The sequence below is a fragment of the Streptosporangium fragile genome, from assembly GCF_039534445.1.
In the GTDB taxonomy this organism is placed as follows: domain Bacteria; phylum Actinomycetota; class Actinomycetes; order Streptosporangiales; family Streptosporangiaceae; genus Streptosporangium; species Streptosporangium fragile.
On record NZ_BAAAVI010000026.1, the window covers coordinates 68,086 to 82,749 of the forward strand.

Below are 14,664 nucleotides of genomic sequence, written 5' to 3' on the forward strand. Positions count from 1 at the left end.
CTAGCACAATGGCCCGGAGTGTCCCATTACTACCAACGATAATGGAGCGACGGCGACCCGTCAAATCGAGCTGGCCAGGGAGCAGGAGTACGTCTCCGGCCTCTACGCACGGCTCGACGTGCTGCGCGAGCGCACCCAGCGCCAGCTGGACGGGGTGCTCGCGCAGGGCGGTAGCGGTGGCACGCACCAGAACCGATCCGAGCGCGACACCTTCGCGGGGATGTACGCCGAGCGTCTGGGGCGCCTGTGGTCGGTCGAGAACGGCCTGTGCTTCGGCCGGATCGACAACGCCGACAACACCTCTCTCTACATCGGCCGCATCGGCCTGGCCGACGACGACCAGCGGCGGCTGCTGATCGACTGGCGGGCCCCGGTGGCCCAGCCGTTCTACGGTGCCACCCCCGCCGCCCCGATGGGCGTCATCCGCCGCCGCCACCTGCAGACCAAGGGGCGCACGGTCATCGGAATCGACGACGACCTGCTCGACCTCGACAGCCTCTCCGAGGCGGACGTGGCCACCCTCAACGGCGAGGCCGCGCTGCTGGCCTCACTCGCCGCCCGGCGCACCGGGCGCATGCGCGACATCGTCGCCACCATCCAGGCGGAGCAGGACCGCATCATCCGCTCCGACCTGGGCGGCGTGCTGGTCGTACAGGGCGGTCCCGGCACCGGCAAGACCGTGGTGGCGCTGCACCGGGCGGCCTACCTCCTCTACACCCACCGCGAGAAGCTGGCCCGCAGGGGCGTGCTCGTCCTCGGCCCCAACCTGACCTTCCTGCGCTACATCGAGCAGGTGCTGCCCTCCCTGGGGGAGACGGACGTCCTGCTGTCGACCGTCGGGGAGCTGTACCCGGGGGTCGTCCCCCGGCGCCGGGAGCGCCCCGAGGTCGCCGCGGTCAAGGGCGACGCCCGGATGGCCGAGGTGGTGGCGCGGGCGGTCCGGGAACGCCAGCGGGTGCCGCGCAAGCCGGTCGAGATCCCCCTCGACCGCTACACGCTCAAGCTGGAGGCCAACGTCCTGGAGGCCGCGCGCAGCCGCGCGTCCCGCTCCCGGAGGACGCACAACGAGGCCCGGGCCGTCTTCGTCCGCCACCTTCTCAACGCGCTCGCCCGGCAGGCGGCCCGGCGCCTCGGCCGGGGCATGATCGGAGACGAGGAGCTGGCCGACCTCCGCGAGGAGCTGCGCACCGAGCGACCCGTCAAGGCCGCGCTGAACCGGCTGTGGCCCTACGTCACACCGCAGCAGCTGCTGATCGGGCTGTTCACCTCCCGTGAGCGCCTCGGCCACGCCGCCGCCGCCTTCACCGAGGCCGAGCGCGAGCTGATGCTGCGCGAGCCACCCCGCCCGGGGGAGAGCTGGTGGGCCGAGTCGGACGTGCCGCTGCTGGACGAGGCCGCCGAGCTGCTCGGCGACATCGACCCCGCGGTGCTGCGGGCCGGGGCCTGGATGGCCGAGGAGGAGCAGGCGGCGGCACGGGCCGCCGCGCTCGACGAGCGGCAGCACCAGCTGGCCTACGCCAAGGAGGTGCTGGAGCTGACCGGGCTGTCGGAGATCATGGACGCCGAGAAGTTCGCCGCCCGCCACCTCAACGACGACGTCTACCTGACCACCGCCGAGCGGGCCGCCGCCGACCGCACCTGGGCCTTCGGCCACATCATCGTCGACGAGGCCCAGGAGCTGTCGCCGATGGCCTGGCGGATGGTGATGCGTCGTTGCCCGAGCCGGTCGATGACGATCGTCGGGGACCTGGCCCAGACCGGTTCGGTGGCCGGGGCCCGCTCCTGGGGCCGGATGCTCGACCCGTACGTGGCCGGCCGCCGGCGCGAGGAGCACCTGAGCGTCAACTACCGCACCCCGGCCGAGCTGATGGCCGTGGCCGCCGACGTGCTCGCCCTGGTCGACCCCGGGCTGAAGGCCCCCGCCTCGGTCCGGGAGACGGGCGCCCGGCCCTGGGCCGCCTCGCCCGTCGCCTCGCTCGGCGACGTCGTCAAGCGCGAGGTCGTCGAGGAGGGCCGGCTCGTCGTGATCGTCCCGGAATCGCGGAGGGAGGAACTCGGCGAGATCGTGACCCGCGCCGTCGACGGCGCGGTCGTCGGCCCGGGCGCCGCCGCCCTGGACGCGCCGGCAGCGGTGCTGACCGTCGCCGAGGCCAAGGGGCTCGAATTCGACGCGGTCATCGTGGTCGAACCAGAGCTGATCCTGGGCGAGTCGCCACGCGGGGCGAGTGATCTTTACGTGGCGCTGACTCGCGCCACCCAGCGCCTTGGCGTCGTGCACGACGGTCCGCTACCCGCCGCTCTCGCTCGACTTGAGAGACATCCGATCACATGAGACCATTGACGGCTCTCGTCGATCATGTCCCAGCTGCGGAAACTTGATGTTTCCGCTGTTGGTGACACGGTTGACATCTGCGCTGGGCTCGGTAGTTTGCTGCCCAGTCCAGCACGGGACTGGCCGGTCGGCCGCCTTACGACATCTTCGGTTCTGCGCCGTGACGGGGGGTCACCTCGTCCGTACAGCCAGGCGCAGGGCCGGCGATCTGTCGGGGCGGGGCACTCCTTCCGGGCGGGGGGTTGGACCCAGGAGGGGTCCGGGCACCCAGTAGACAACGGCTATCCGCGCTCGCCGCCGACGGGACGGAACCGGTCCGAAGGGTCGTCCGGGCCCTCTTCCCGCTCCCGTGCGAGCGCCGCAAGCGTCGGGGCGGCCGGAGGTATCCGCGAGAACCTCCGGCCGCCCCGTTGCCGTCTCCGCGGCGTTCCCCCTGGCGTTCACCACGGTTTCCCCCTGTTTTCGCGTCGTTTCCCCGGATGACGGGCCGGGCAGCTTTGGGCGGCGTGCCCGGCGGGCGGTACCGTTCGGGCTAGAAGACCCGGTTCCCACCCGCCCGACATCGCAAGGAGCCCCGCCCGTGGTGCAGGACAAGACGGCCGTCCCGGCACCGGACACATCCATGACGGCAGGGCCCGCCGGAACCCCGCGCGCGGCGCTGCCGGCCCGGGTCGCCGGCGCGGCCGCGGGCGGCCTGCTCATGTATCTCGCCTTCCCGCCGGTCGGGCTCTGGTACCTCGCCCCGGTCGGCGTGGCGCTGGCCCTGCTCGCGGTACGCGGCGTGCGGCCGCGTCGGGCGGCATGGCTGGGCCTGCTGACGGGGCTGGGTCTGCTCCTGCCCGGCCTGCACTGGGTGAGCCCGATCGGCACCGACGCCTGGCTGGGCCTGGTGGCCATCGAGAGCGCCTTCTACGCCGCCTGGGGGGTCGGGGTGACCCTGGTGGCCCGGTTGCGTCTGTGGCCGCTGTGGAGCGCCGCGCTCTGGGTGGCGATGGAGTGGGCCCGGGGTGAGTTCCCCTTCGGCGGGTTCCCCTGGGTGCGGCTGGCCTTCAGCCAGGGGGAGTCGGTCTTCACCCCGTACGCGGCCCTGGGCGGGGCGCCGTTGGTGGGCTTCGCGGTGGCCCTGTGCGGCGGCCTGCTCGCGTCGGCGGCGCTGCGGGCGGTGCCCGGGCTCCGGCCGGTGCCCGGGCCGAGAGCGTCCTCGCCCGCGCGCTGGGGGAGGGCGGCCGCGCTGCCGCTGGCCGGGGCGCTGGCCGTGCCGGCCGCCACCGTCGCCGTCCCCCGGTACGCCGACGAGGGCAGGACCGTGACCGTGGGGGTCATCCAGGGCAACGTCCCCGGGCGGGGCATGCACCCCCTGGGCGACGAGCCCGCCGTGGTCCTCCGCAACCACACCCGCATGCTCCACGAGATGGCGCGCGCCGTGCGGGCGGGCACGACGCCCCGGCCCGACATCGTCGTGCTGCCGGAGAACTCCACCGACATCGACCCGATGCGCAACGAGTTCGCCCGCTCCGAGATCGACGCGGCGGTCAAGGACATCGGGGTGCCCGTCCTGGTCGGCGCCGTGGTCGGCGTCGGGGAGAACAACCGCGCGACCCGCAGTCTGGTCTGGGACCCGGTCACCGGCCCCGGCGCCTACTACGACAAGCAGCAGCTCGTCCCCTTCGGGGAGTACACCCCGATGAAGGACCTCGTGCTGGCCCTGTTCGAGCGGGCCGGCCTGGTCGGCAAGCAGTCGGTGCCGGGCACCCGCGACGGCGACCTCGAACTCGGCCCGGTGACCATCGGCGCGATCAACTGCTACGAGGTGGCCTTCGACGACATCGTGGGCGACACCGCCAGGACCGGCGCCACCCCGCTGGTGGTGCAGACCAACAACGCCACCTACGCGCGGACCAACCTTCCGCCGCAGCAGCTCGCCATGTCGCAGCTGCGCGCGATCGAGCACAACCGCGCGGTGGTTACCTCCGCGATCACGGGTATATCGGCATATGTGACCCCAGACGGTTCGATCGCCTGGCGGACCGATGAGCTGGTGCCCGCGATGAACGTCCTGACCGTCCCGGTCAGGACCGAGCGGACCGTCGCCACACGGGTGGGCGCGCTGCCGGAATGGGCCCTGATACTTGTGGGGGCGGGTGCGGTCGCCGCCGCCCTGCGGCGCCGGGCGGGTGGCGTGGCGCACACTGTGAAGCGGGAGGATGATCACCAGGTGGGAGACGCGTGATGGAGCAGATGCTTGGTCGGGTGCTCGTCATCGTCCCGACGTACAACGAACGCGAGAACCTCCCGGTGATCATCAGGCGGCTGCGCGAGGCGGTGCCCGAGGCGCACCTCCTCGTCGCCGACGACGACAGCCCCGACGGCACCGGCGAGGTCGCCGACGAGCTGGCGGCCGGGGACGGCCACGTCCACGTGCTGCACCGGCCGGGCAAGCAGGGCCTGGGCGCCGCCTACATCGCGGGCTTCCACTGGGGTCTCGCGGAGGGCTACGGCGTCCTCGTGGAGATGGACGCCGACGGCTCCCACCAGCCCGAGGAGCTGCCCAAGCTGCTGGACGCGCTGGCCGACGGCGCGGACCTGGCGATCGGCTCCCGGTACGTCCCCGGCGGCAAGGTCGTCAACTGGCCCGCCTCGAGGGAGTTCCTGTCGCGCGGCGCCAACGTCTACACCCGGATGATGCTCGGCCTGCCGGTCCGCGACGCCACCGCCGGCTTCCGCGCCTACCGCGCCGCCACCCTGGAGAAGGTAGGGCTGGACGACGTCCAGTCGCAGGGCTACTGCTTCCAGGTCGACCTGACCCTGCGCACGGCCCGCAACGGGCTGCGCGTCACCGAGGTGCCCATCACGTTCGTGGAGCGCGTGGCCGGAGCCAGCAAGATGAGCCGCAGTATCATGGCGGAGGCCTTCTGGCGGATCACCATGTGGGGCGTCACCGGCCTGCCCGCGCGCCTGCGCCGCCGCCGTCACCGTTGACCCGCGCGGGTGGCGGGAAGACCGGGCCGTCCACGCTGAGCGAACGCGGAACGCGCCGCCACCCCGGCACGTTGTCCCTGTCATACGGCTGTCGCGTGAGTTGAGGACGAGATGCGCTCTGTGCTGTTCCTGACCTTCCTCGTGGTGCCGATCCTGGAGATATGGCTGCTCATCCAGGTCGGCGAGGTCATCGGAGGCTGGCCGACGGTCGCCCTCCTGCTCGCCGACAGTCTTCTGGGCGCCTGGATCGTGCGCCGCGAGGGCCGCAAGGCCTGGCGCAACCTTCAGGCCGCGCTGAGCAGCGGGCGGATGCCCGAACGCGAGCTCGCCGACGGCGCCCTCGTCGTCGCGGGCGGCACGCTGCTGCTCACCCCCGGCTTCCTCACCGACGTCCTCGGCTTCCTGTGCATCCTGCCGTTCACCCGGCCGGCGGTGCGCAGGCTCGGCGCCTGGTTCCTCGCCCGCCGGATCCGCAGCCTCGCGCACACCGCCGCGGGCCCCGGCCTCGGCTCGCCCTTCGGCCCCCTGGGCTCGCCGTTCGGCGCGGCGGGCCCGCCCTTCGGCCCGGCGCGCGAGAGCGGCGGGACCCCGGGCTCCGGCTCTGTCATCCACGGTGAGGTCATCCGCGACGAGCCGGCCGACCCGGGCGCCTCCGGCGGCGGTGACTCCACGCGCGGCCTCACCGGTCGCTGAGCTCGGCCAGGCGGCGCAGCGAGAGCCGGAACAGCGCCGCGTTGAGCGGCTTGAGCAGCCGCCAGCCGAGCCGCCCCACCGGCCCGAGCGGGACCTCCAGCTCCTCCTCCCAGACGATCGTGCTGCCGCCGCCCTCGCAGGGCAGCACACGGAAGACCCCGGTGCCGCGCACCAGCCGTCCGGTGTGCCGCACCGCCACCCTCCGGGGCGGATCCCACTCGGTGATCTCCATGGTGTCGAGGAACCCGACCGGGCCCACCCCTGTGAAGGCCGCCAGGCGGCTGCCGGCGCTGCGGCCGTCCCCGGCGTCGACCCGGGCCCGGGTCAGGACCATCCACTCGTCATGCCGGGGCCAGTCGGTCAGAACGGAGAACACCTGCTCGGGACGGGCGTGGGTGTCCACTGAGACGCTGATGCGGGAGCGGGTCACGCTACGGTCGTTCCCTGTGACTCCCGGGTGATGCATGGGCCGAAGCGCGTGCGGGGTGGAAGGCCGCTCCCGGGACGAAGGCCGCTCCGGGGGTGGGCGGAGCGGTGGCGCGTGGTCACCCGGAGAGGGCTCCGGACGGGCAGCGGGGAAGGCCGGGGCGGGGAGGACCGGAAAGGCCGCAGGCCCGGCCGGGGGACCGGCCGGGCCTGCGGGGTACTCGCGGGCGGCTAGGGGACCGCGAGCTCCGGGATGTCGACGAAGATCTCACCGAAGTCGATCGCCGGGGCGAACCCGGCGAAGTTCCGCTGGACCTCGGCCTTCTCCGCCGCGTTCGGGTAGGGGTTGGTGCAGCTCACACCCGCGCTCGAACCGGACATCAGGTCCGAGCACAGGCCGGTGCGCCGGTCGGGCAGGCCCAGGATGTGGCCGAGCTCGTGGGTGGCGATCCGCAGCGGGTTGTAGCCCTGCGAGGTCGCCTGCCGGCCCATCCACACGGTCCCGCGGCCCAGACCGGTCGGCAGGGCGCGCGGCCAGCCGTTGTCGGCGAGGACCACGACGTCCGCGGGGGTGCCGGCCACCAGGCGCACATTGGTGACGCTGGAGTTCCAGATCTGGGCCGCCTGGTCGACGGCCGACCGGAACTCCGCCGCCCTGCTCGCGTCGTACCTAAGCACTCGGACCGCCGCCGCGTGCGCGGTCGTTCCGCGGGCGGACGCCGCCTGGGCGGGGGCGGCCTGGGCGGGGGCGGCCGTCACCAGGAAGGCCAGCCCCAGGATCAGGGCCACGCCGAGGCGCATGGTCTTCGTCATCTCTGCCGTGCCTCCTCGTCCATCGGGGGGTTGCTCATGGGGAGCAGCTGGTGAGGAGGCGAGATCAGCCGACGACGAGCGTGAGCCCGTACGCCGAGAGGATCTCGTTGACCGGCTGGTGGTAGGTCGTTCCGCCGACGCTGCAGTTGCCGGAGCCGCCCGAGGTCACGCCCTGGGCCTGGTTGCCGGAGATGAACGACCCGCCGGAGTCGCCCGGCTGGGCGCACGCGCTGGTGCGGGTCAGACCGGTGACCGTGCCCTGCGGGTAGGACACTGTGGCGTTGTGCTGCTGGATGACGCCGCAGCGCCAGCCGGTGGTGGAGCCGGAACGGCAGATGGAGGAGCCGACCGTGGCCTGGGTGGAGCCGCTGACGAGCACGTTGGCGCCGCCGGAGCCCCGCACGTAGGGGGTCGGGGTGTGGCCGGGGGTGGCGACCCAGGCGTAGTCGTTGCCGGGGAACGACGAGCCCTGGAAGGTGCCGGACGGGTTGCTGGTGGTGGCGCCGCTCCTGCCGCAGTGTCCCGCGGTGACGAACCCGGGCGTGGTGCCCCTTCGCACCGAGAAGCCGATGCTGCACCGGCTGGAACCGATGTAGAAGGCGTTGCCGCCGACGATGTTGATCAGGGCCTGCGGCTGCTCGGGGGAGACCGCCACGCGCACCGCGTTCTTGTCGACGCCGGCGGCGGCGACAAGGGCCTCGCCCGCCGCCTGGTCCTTGGCGAGGACCGCGACGCTGTTGGTCGTGACGTCGACATACCAGACGGACGCGCCGGCCTTGGCGGCCGCGGGCGCCTGGTCGATGCGGTCCTTGACGGCGTTGAGCTCGGCGAGGGTCCGGCCGACGACCACGGGCTGGGCGCCCTTGGCCCTGATGGCGTCCGCCGCGGCGGCGTCGCTGGTGGCGACGGAGAGCTGGGAGGCGTCGCCGTTGAGCCAGGCGCCGGCGAACTTGTCGCCGAGCGTCGCGGCCAGAGCCGACTCGGAGGCCGCGGCGCGCTCCTCGTTGGCCAGTCGCTGGATGGCCTGCTCGGCGGTCAGGCCGAGGTCGCGCTGGAGGGCTTCGAGCATCGCGGGAGCGGGCTTGGGGGTGAGGGGGATGGGCTCGGCGCTGGCGGGGGCCACCGTGGCGGCCAGGTAGAGGGCCACGGTGGTGGCGCCGGCCAGCAGGGTACCTCGACGTAACATAAGCACTCCTTGTGAGGGGTGCTGTCAAGGTATTGGCGGAGCGCCGGGGTAGGGATCTCCCAAAAAATCCCTATCGCGGTGTTATGGGGTCAGCGGTGCCATGAGCCGGGGCCGTGGGATGCGGGCCGGGAGCGGGGGAAGCCGGGCGGGCCGCCCCTCCGCCGGGAGAGCGGCCCGCCCGGGTGTCACTCCTCGTCGCCCTCGAAGAAGTCGCCGACCTCGTCGATCACCTCGGCCGCGACGAAGCCGGCGGCCAGGCCCGCCGCGCCGGCCGCCACGGCGCCGCCCAGGCCGGCCCCGCCGTGGTGCCCGTAGTCGTCATGGTGCCCGTGATCGTATCCGCCGTGACGGGCGCTCAGGGCCTCCAGCCAGCCGCCGATCTCGGCGGTCCAGTCGGTCTGGAGCGCCTGCTCGTGGGACAGCTGGAAGCGGCCGAAGGAGTCGTGGCCGGAACCGTGCCCGCCGCGCTTGTCGGCCTCCAGGATGACGTCCAGTCCGACGGGGGTGGCCACGAAGGTCAGCTCGACCTCGTTGACCCGGCCGGCGTACTGCGGCGGGGGCAGGAACTCGATCTCCTGGTAGAAGGGGAGCCGCTGGTCGACCCCGTACAGCCGGCCGACCTCCAGGTCGGCGCTGCGGAAGCGGAAGCCGAGGTCGGCGAAACCGGTCAGAACCGCTTCCTGTGAGGGCAGGGCGGTCACCGAGAAGGGGTCGAGGTCGCCCTTGTCGACGGCCTTGGCGATCGCCAGCTCGGTGCGCACCCCCAGGGCCATGCCGTGCAGTGGCTGGCCCTGGACCTCGGTGAGCGGCGTCTCCCAGGGCACCGGCATCTGGAAGGGGATGGCACGCTCCTCGCCGGCGCGTAGCGTGAACGGGCCGGAGACCTCGCTCCTGGCGAACTCCCCGAGGCCGCTGTGCTCGCCCTCGCCGTGCTCCACCTCCACGCGTGCGACGAGCCCCAGGGTGATGTGCTCGATCTCCGCGTCGAAGTCGCCGCCCTTGATCCGGACTTCACCGGTCAGGGTGCCTCCGGGTGAGACACGTGAGACGGTCAGGACGGTGTCCACGGAGGGACCGCCGACGCCGAACGCTCCCAGCAGCCGTTTGAAGACCACGGGTACCTCTCTCCTGTCGTTTGTCGTGGTGACGCAACTGCAACGGCGAACGAGGGGCCGGTGACCGCGGTTCCCGCCCCCGGCGTGTCGTGGGGAAATCCGGAAACTGTTCATCTGCCGTTCGGTACATATGCCGCGGACCTTGACAGTGATCAATTGTGTCTGCGTCAAATGTCTGGTTCTGGGCAGCCGGAACTCGCGGGGATAGATTGTGACCTCGCACATACGGTCGTCCGGACGGCCGGTGACCCCGCGGGGGTTCTCCGGAGCGTTCCGCGCGGGCCGCCCGTCCGGACGTCCCACCCCGAACGTCACAGGAGGACACGCGCCCATGACGCACGAAGCCGCCGGCGACGGTGGATCCGGGCGCGAGGAGCAGACGTCGCTGCCACGCCGCATCGACGCGCTCCGATGCGACCACGTCGAGCCGGGCGAGCGCCGCTGCGTGCTCCCGCCCGGCCACGACCTGGACCACGTCTACCCTTTCCAGGAGGCCCCCGCGCTGCGCGGGTGACCACCGGGTGACCGCCCCGCCCGCCCTGCCGCCGGCTTCCCTCAGCCCATGCCGGCCGCCGCGGCCAGGGCCGCGCGGACGGCGTGGGCCGGGTCGCCCTCGTGGTAGCGCCGCTCGCTGAGCTCGATGTTGTCCAGGAACTCCTGGTAACGGACCGCGTAGGCGAGGTGCTGCAGCGGTTCCGCGAGGGCCAGCGCCCGCTCCGGGTCGCACCCCGGCACCTGGGCCGCCCAGCTCTCGCGCCAGGCGGCGGCCGCGGTGTCCCAGCGCTCGCCGGGCAGGAAGTCGCGCGGGCGCAGGCCGTCGAGGGCGGGGTGGCCGTAGTGGCCGTCGGCGAGGTCCAGCACGACGGTGCCGTGCCCGTCGGAGCGCCAGTTGCCCGGGTGGAAGTCGCCGTGCACCAGCGTGTACGGCAGGCCGCAGGCCTCCAGCGCGGCGACGATCGACGGGAGCCGGTCGGCCAGCTCGCGGGCCAGGCGCAGTTCCCCGGCCGAGAGGTCGCGGCCCGCCTCACCGTCGAGCAGTTCGTGGACCAGGCCGGCCAGGACGGGGGGCGTGCGGTCGGGCAGCCCATCCGGTCTCCCGCCCGCCCAGCGCCGGGCGATCGCCGCCTGCGCCGCCACGAGACGGCCCACCGCCTCGCGGACGACCTCGCCGGGGGCGTTCCAGCAGTCGTCGCCGGGCACGTGTTCCAGGAGCACCCGCCGGTTCCGCGGATCGGCCGCCACGACCGGGGGCACCAGGTCCGGGTCTTCCGCCGCGAGGATCTCGATCACGCGCGCCTCGTCGGCGGCGAACTCTGGGGTGATCTTCAGCCAGACCGGGCCGCGGCCCGTCGGGATGCGGAAAAGGGCCGCCAGGTTCCACGTCTTCACCTGCCGTACGGGCCCGTCGGCGGGCCGTCCCGCGAGGCGCAGCGCGCTCTCCGCCCAGGCCAGGGCCGCCCGGACGCCTGCCGCCGTGGCCCAGTCCGCCCGGTGCGGCACGGGTCCCGTCAGCTCGGAGATCCCGTCTCCGTGTCCGTCCCCGGCTTCACGTCCGTTCCTGTGCCCGTCCTCGCGGCCGGGCCCGGTTCCGTGTCCGTTCCCGTGCCCCCGTCCGGCTCCGCTCCCGGCAGGCCGCAGGACGCCGGGGAGGGCCGCCGGGCGGCGCAGGGCCTCTACATGGTAGGTCGTGTGGCCCTCACGGGGGCGGCCGTCCGCCCCGCCCTGAACGTCGACCAGGCGCAGCACCGCCACCGGGGTCCGCAGCACCTCCTCCAGATGCGCCACGACGGGGGCGACCTCCGTCCACCAGGGACTGGCCACGGGGAACGGGCCGACCGTCCCCAGAAACTCGGTTCCCGTCGTCACCAGGGCGCTCACCATGCGGCCCGATATCTCGCTCATCGGGTCAGTGTGCTCGGCCGCAGGCCCCGGCGCGACGGATTTATCCGCCGTCCCGCCCGCTCACCGGCGGACGTCCCCGTCCCGCCCGCTCACCGGTGGACGCGGCCGGGCCGAGCGGCCGGAGCGCGGGTGAGGCACCTTGCGCGTGAGCCGGTCCGCGTCCCGCCGGGCGGAACGCCGGGGGAGGCCGGACGGCGATCCGGTGCCCGTCATAACGTAGGAGGTCGTCGGCGGGATGCGCCTGTGGCGAGATGACCGGGGGGAGGCATGGAAAGCGACCGGCGGACAGGACATAGTTGGAACGCGCCAGGGTGGGCCGGGGCGATCGGTTCGGCGCCGGACGCGGAAGGGGTGGCATCGCGGGAGGTGAGGGTGCGAGGGGGGAGATGTCTCCTGACTGGCTGGTCAACCAGTTAGAGAGATGCTCGCTTTACCGCTTTACTCCATCGAATGGCCATAATGGGTGATTAAGAATGACTTAAATGACGACATGGCGTCTATTCCGATCATTTAAAGTGAACCCTCAGAGAGAGGAGGCGGGCCGATGACCATGCTCGCCGGTCAGGGACGAAACACGGCGTTGCCTCCCGTATGGCCTGGCGACCGCTACGAGGTCGTCTGCGAGCGGGATGACCCGCACGGCACCACCCGAGATCGTTATCACTTCCCGCAGTACGCCGTGCATTCGGCCCGGAGCCTGGAGACGGCGGGCCTGGCCCGGAGGGTGCGGGTGATCCGGCTGGCCGACGACGCGGTGATCTACGACCGGGTCAACGGGATCGACCTGTCCCCCGACGAATGGTGACCCCGGCACGACGGCGGGCACGGCCGGGCCGCCCGGCCGTGCCCGCCGTCGTGCCGGGCCGTCCGGCCCCGGCAGGGACACCGCCCTTCCCGGGCGGGGATCCCGGTAGGTGTCAGGCTCCTTCCGGGCGTCCGCCACGCGGTGCGGGCCCGAGCTCTCCCCGGGGCGACCGTGAGCGGGCGTGAAGTTTCGCAGGTGGGCGGGGACAGGAGCATGGAGTCCTGCGAGAGACGCGCCCGGATGCTCTCGGGGCTGCTGGACGGCAGCCACCTGAGCGCCGTCGAGCAGTTGCCGGCCATGGTCCGGGAGCATGCCGCCCAGGCCGGTCTGGACGATGCGCTGATCTACCTGGTCGACCTCCAGCAGAACGTGCTCCGCCTGCTGACCGGCCGAGGCCCCGACGCCGGCCGGGACGCGGACCCGGAGCCCGCCGAGCTCCGTATCGACGGCACCCTGGCCGGCCGCGCCTACCAGGAGGTGCGGGTTCTGCACCGGGCCGTCGGCGACGGCGCGAACCGGTGGTGGGTGCCGCTGCTGGACGGCACCGAGCGGCTGGGGGTGCTCCGCGTCACCGCCGGGCCCGATGACGAGTCGGCCCAGGAGAACATGCGGCACCTGGCGTCGGTGACGGCGCTGCTCCTGGTGAGCAAACGCAACCACAGCGACTCCTACGCCCGGTTGGTACGGACCGGATCCATGACCGTCGCCGCGGAGATGCAGTGGAACCTGCTGCCGCCGCTCACCTTCGCCAACGCCGATGTGGTGATCTCCGCCGCTCTCGAACCCGCGTACGAGGTCGGCGGCGACGCCTTCGACTACGCGCTGGCCGGCGACACCGTCCAGCTGGCGATCTTCGACGCGATGGGGCACGACGTGGCCGCTGGGCTGACCGCCAACCTCGCGGTCGCCGCCGCCCGGAACCACCGGCGCCAGGGGCTCGATCTCACCGAGGTCAGCGAGGGGATCGAGGAGGTGCTGATCAAGGAGTTCGGCCGGGCCACCCGGTTCGTCACGGCGATCCTCGCCGAGCTGGACACCCGGACCGGCACGTTCCGGTGGGTCAACCGTGGACACCATCCACCGGTGGTGATCAGGGGCGGGCGCTGGGTCGCCGTCCTGGAGGGCCGTCCCGCCCACCCCATGGGCCTCGATCTCGGCCTGCCCGTGACCCTCCACCGGGAACAGCTCGAGCCCGGAGACCGGGTGCTGCTGTACACCGACGGCGTCACCGAGGCCCGCAACCGGGAGGGAAGGGAGTTCGGCCTGGAGCGGTTCGTCGACTTCATCATCCGGCGGAACGCCGACGGCCTGCCCGTCCCGGAGACCCTGCGCCGCCTGACCCACAGCGTGCTGGAGTATCACGACGGCCGGTTGCAGGACGACGCGACCGTCCTGTTCACGGAGTGGCGCGGCGTCACCCAGCACAGGCTGCGCGTCTGAGCCGGTGCCCGTGCCGGTCCGGGACCCGGGGCCCGGGGAGCCCGGTCAGGAGGCGGCGACCGGGTAGGGGTCCCGGCCGGCCTGGATCTCCGTGAGCATCCGCGCCGTATGCGCCAGGGCGGCCCGGTGCAGGCCGGGACCGAAGCTGATGCGGGCCACCCCGAGCTCGGCCAGCTCGCCCGGTGACGGCGCGCCGGGACGGAAGAACACGTTGATCGGGCCGCCGATCTGCTCGGCCAGCGCGCGGATCGCCTCCGGCTCGATCGCGAAGATCGGGTAGACGCAGTCGGCCCCGGCCCGCAGGTAGCGGCGCCCGCGGTGCACCGCTTCGGCGAGCCTCTCCTCGGGGGTCCCCGAACCGTTCATATAGGTGTCGACGCGGGCGTTGATCACCAGGTCGGTGCCCGCCTCGACGGCGGCCGCGCGGACCGCGCCCAGGAACTCGGCCTGCTCCTCGGCGTCGATCATCTCGCCCGTCCGCGGGTCGGAGTCTTCCAGGTTGCAGCCGGCCGCGCCCGCCTCGGCGAGCCGCGCGACCAGCTCGGCGGGCCTCATCCCGTAGCCGCGCTCGATGTCGGCGGTGACGGGGAGCGTGACCGCGCGGGAGATCCTGGCCACCGCGGCGAACATCTCCTCGACCGGCGTCTGCTCGCCGTCGTCGTAGCCGAGCGCCGCGGCCACCGCGTCGCTGCCGGTGGCGATCACGGGGAACCCGGCGGCCTCGACGGCGCGGGCCGACGCCGCGTCCCAGACATTGGGCAGCACCAGGGGCCGCCCCGGCACGTGCAACGCCCGCAGCGCCGCGGCCCCCCGCCCGCCCCGGGACCTCGCCATGCTGTCGGTAGCGGCTTGCGTCGTCATGGCAGCGACCCTAACAGGACGTTGATCGGATATAAGGGCCACTCGCCTCCCAAACCCACGGACCACTTCGTGCGGATCGCCGAGCGCCTGCCGCGGGGACGTCCCACTCTGT

Annotated in this window: 13 protein-coding genes; 7 read left to right on the forward strand and 6 right to left on the reverse strand. The window is 73.0% G+C overall.

The window, feature by feature from the left end:
• Positions 1 to 118 precede the first annotated feature (118 nt).
• From ABD841_RS19150 to ABD841_RS19165, 4 genes are all read left to right on the forward strand, one after another.
• A complete protein-coding gene (locus ABD841_RS19150; protein ID WP_344973282.1) occupies positions 119 to 2,332 on the forward strand; it encodes a HelD family protein in 2,214 nt (737 codons plus the stop codon).
• A gap of 580 nt (positions 2,333 to 2,912) precedes the next feature.
• A complete protein-coding gene (gene lnt, locus ABD841_RS19155; protein WP_344973284.1) occupies positions 2,913 to 4,562 on the forward strand; it encodes an apolipoprotein N-acyltransferase in 1,650 nt (549 codons plus the stop codon).
• The gene (locus ABD841_RS19160; RefSeq protein WP_344973286.1) at positions 4,562 to 5,311 is read left to right on the forward strand and encodes a polyprenol monophosphomannose synthase; all 750 of its coding nucleotides are present in this window, start codon (positions 4,562 to 4,564) and stop codon (positions 5,309 to 5,311) included. The genes lnt and ABD841_RS19160 overlap by 1 nt, the downstream gene beginning before the upstream one ends.
• 111 nt (positions 5,312 to 5,422) lie before the next feature.
• Complete coding sequence (locus ABD841_RS19165; RefSeq protein WP_344973287.1) at positions 5,423 to 6,004, forward strand: FxsA family protein; 582 nt, start codon at positions 5,423 to 5,425, stop codon at positions 6,002 to 6,004.
• Here ABD841_RS19165 and ABD841_RS19170 read toward each other — a convergent pair.
• From ABD841_RS19170 to ABD841_RS19185, 4 genes are all read right to left on the reverse strand, one after another.
• Positions 5,991 to 6,434: an SRPBCC family protein gene (locus tag ABD841_RS19170; protein ID WP_344973289.1), complete on the reverse strand. Its 444-nt coding sequence runs from the start codon at positions 6,432 to 6,434 to the stop codon at positions 5,991 to 5,993. The genes ABD841_RS19165 and ABD841_RS19170 overlap by 14 nt on opposite strands.
• A 227-nt stretch (positions 6,435 to 6,661) precedes the next feature.
• Positions 6,662 to 7,243 carry a snapalysin family zinc-dependent metalloprotease gene (locus tag ABD841_RS19175; protein WP_344973291.1) on the reverse strand — a complete coding sequence of 194 codons (582 nt, stop codon included), beginning with the start codon at positions 7,241 to 7,243 and terminating at the stop codon, positions 6,662 to 6,664.
• Between the two features lie 64 nt (positions 7,244 to 7,307).
• Positions 7,308 to 8,429 carry a S1 family peptidase gene (locus ABD841_RS19180; RefSeq protein ID WP_344973292.1) on the reverse strand — a complete coding sequence of 374 codons (1,122 nt, stop codon included), beginning with the start codon at positions 8,427 to 8,429 and terminating at the stop codon, positions 7,308 to 7,310.
• Between the two features lie 185 nt (positions 8,430 to 8,614).
• Entirely contained in the window at positions 8,615 to 9,544 is a 930-nt protein-coding gene (locus tag ABD841_RS19185) for a sporulation protein (protein ID WP_344973294.1), read from the reverse strand.
• 331 nt (positions 9,545 to 9,875) lie between these two features.
• On the opposite strand from ABD841_RS19185, the gene ABD841_RS19190 reads away from it, so the two are divergent.
• Positions 9,876 to 10,058 (forward strand): hypothetical protein, encoded by a 183-nt coding sequence (locus tag ABD841_RS19190; protein ID WP_344973296.1) that lies wholly within the window; start codon positions 9,876 to 9,878, stop codon positions 10,056 to 10,058.
• Between the two features lie 41 nt (positions 10,059 to 10,099).
• Here ABD841_RS19190 and ABD841_RS19195 read toward each other — a convergent pair whose 3' ends face one another.
• Positions 10,100 to 11,446 (reverse strand): aminoglycoside phosphotransferase family protein, encoded by a 1,347-nt coding sequence (locus tag ABD841_RS19195; protein WP_344973297.1) that lies wholly within the window; start codon positions 11,444 to 11,446, stop codon positions 10,100 to 10,102.
• A gap of 544 nt (positions 11,447 to 11,990) precedes the next feature.
• Here ABD841_RS19195 and ABD841_RS19200 point away from each other — a divergent pair.
• A complete protein-coding gene (locus tag ABD841_RS19200; RefSeq protein ID WP_344973299.1) occupies positions 11,991 to 12,251 on the forward strand; it encodes a hypothetical protein in 261 nt (86 codons plus the stop codon).
• Between the two features lie 213 nt (positions 12,252 to 12,464).
• Positions 12,465 to 13,691 (forward strand): PP2C family protein-serine/threonine phosphatase, encoded by a 1,227-nt coding sequence (locus ABD841_RS19205; protein WP_344973301.1) that lies wholly within the window; start codon positions 12,465 to 12,467, stop codon positions 13,689 to 13,691.
• Positions 13,692 to 13,736: 45 nt separating this feature from the next.
• On the opposite strand, the gene ABD841_RS19210 is transcribed toward ABD841_RS19205, so the two are convergent.
• Positions 13,737 to 14,552 (reverse strand): isocitrate lyase/PEP mutase family protein, encoded by an 816-nt coding sequence (locus ABD841_RS19210; protein ID WP_344973303.1) that lies wholly within the window; start codon positions 14,550 to 14,552, stop codon positions 13,737 to 13,739.
• Between the last annotated feature and the right edge of the window lie 112 nt (positions 14,553 to 14,664).

What these genes read in the sequence shown, in the direction of transcription:
- ABD841_RS19160 (WP_344973286.1), top strand. Translation starts at nt 4,562, where the DNA reads ATGGAGCAGATGCTTGGTCGGGTGCTCGTCATCGTCCCGACGTACAAC.
- ABD841_RS19165 (WP_344973287.1), top strand. Translation starts at nt 5,423, where the DNA reads ATGCGCTCTGTGCTGTTCCTGACCTTCCTCGTGGTGCCGATCCTGGAG.
- ABD841_RS19175 (WP_344973291.1), bottom strand. Translation starts at nt 7,243, where the DNA reads ATGACGAAGACCATGCGCCTCGGCGTGGCCCTGATCCTGGGGCTGGCC.
- ABD841_RS19180 (WP_344973292.1), bottom strand. Translation starts at nt 8,429, where the DNA reads ATGTTACGTCGAGGTACCCTGCTGGCCGGCGCCACCACCGTGGCCCTC.
- ABD841_RS19190 (WP_344973296.1), top strand. Translation starts at nt 9,876, where the DNA reads ATGACGCACGAAGCCGCCGGCGACGGTGGATCCGGGCGCGAGGAGCAG.
- ABD841_RS19195 (WP_344973297.1), bottom strand. Translation starts at nt 11,446, where the DNA reads ATGAGCGAGATATCGGGCCGCATGGTGAGCGCCCTGGTGACGACGGGA.
- ABD841_RS19200 (WP_344973299.1), top strand. Translation starts at nt 11,991, where the DNA reads ATGACCATGCTCGCCGGTCAGGGACGAAACACGGCGTTGCCTCCCGTA.
- ABD841_RS19205 (WP_344973301.1), top strand. Translation starts at nt 12,465, where the DNA reads ATGGAGTCCTGCGAGAGACGCGCCCGGATGCTCTCGGGGCTGCTGGAC.
- ABD841_RS19210 (WP_344973303.1), bottom strand. Translation starts at nt 14,552, where the DNA reads ATGACGACGCAAGCCGCTACCGACAGCATGGCGAGGTCCCGGGGCGGG.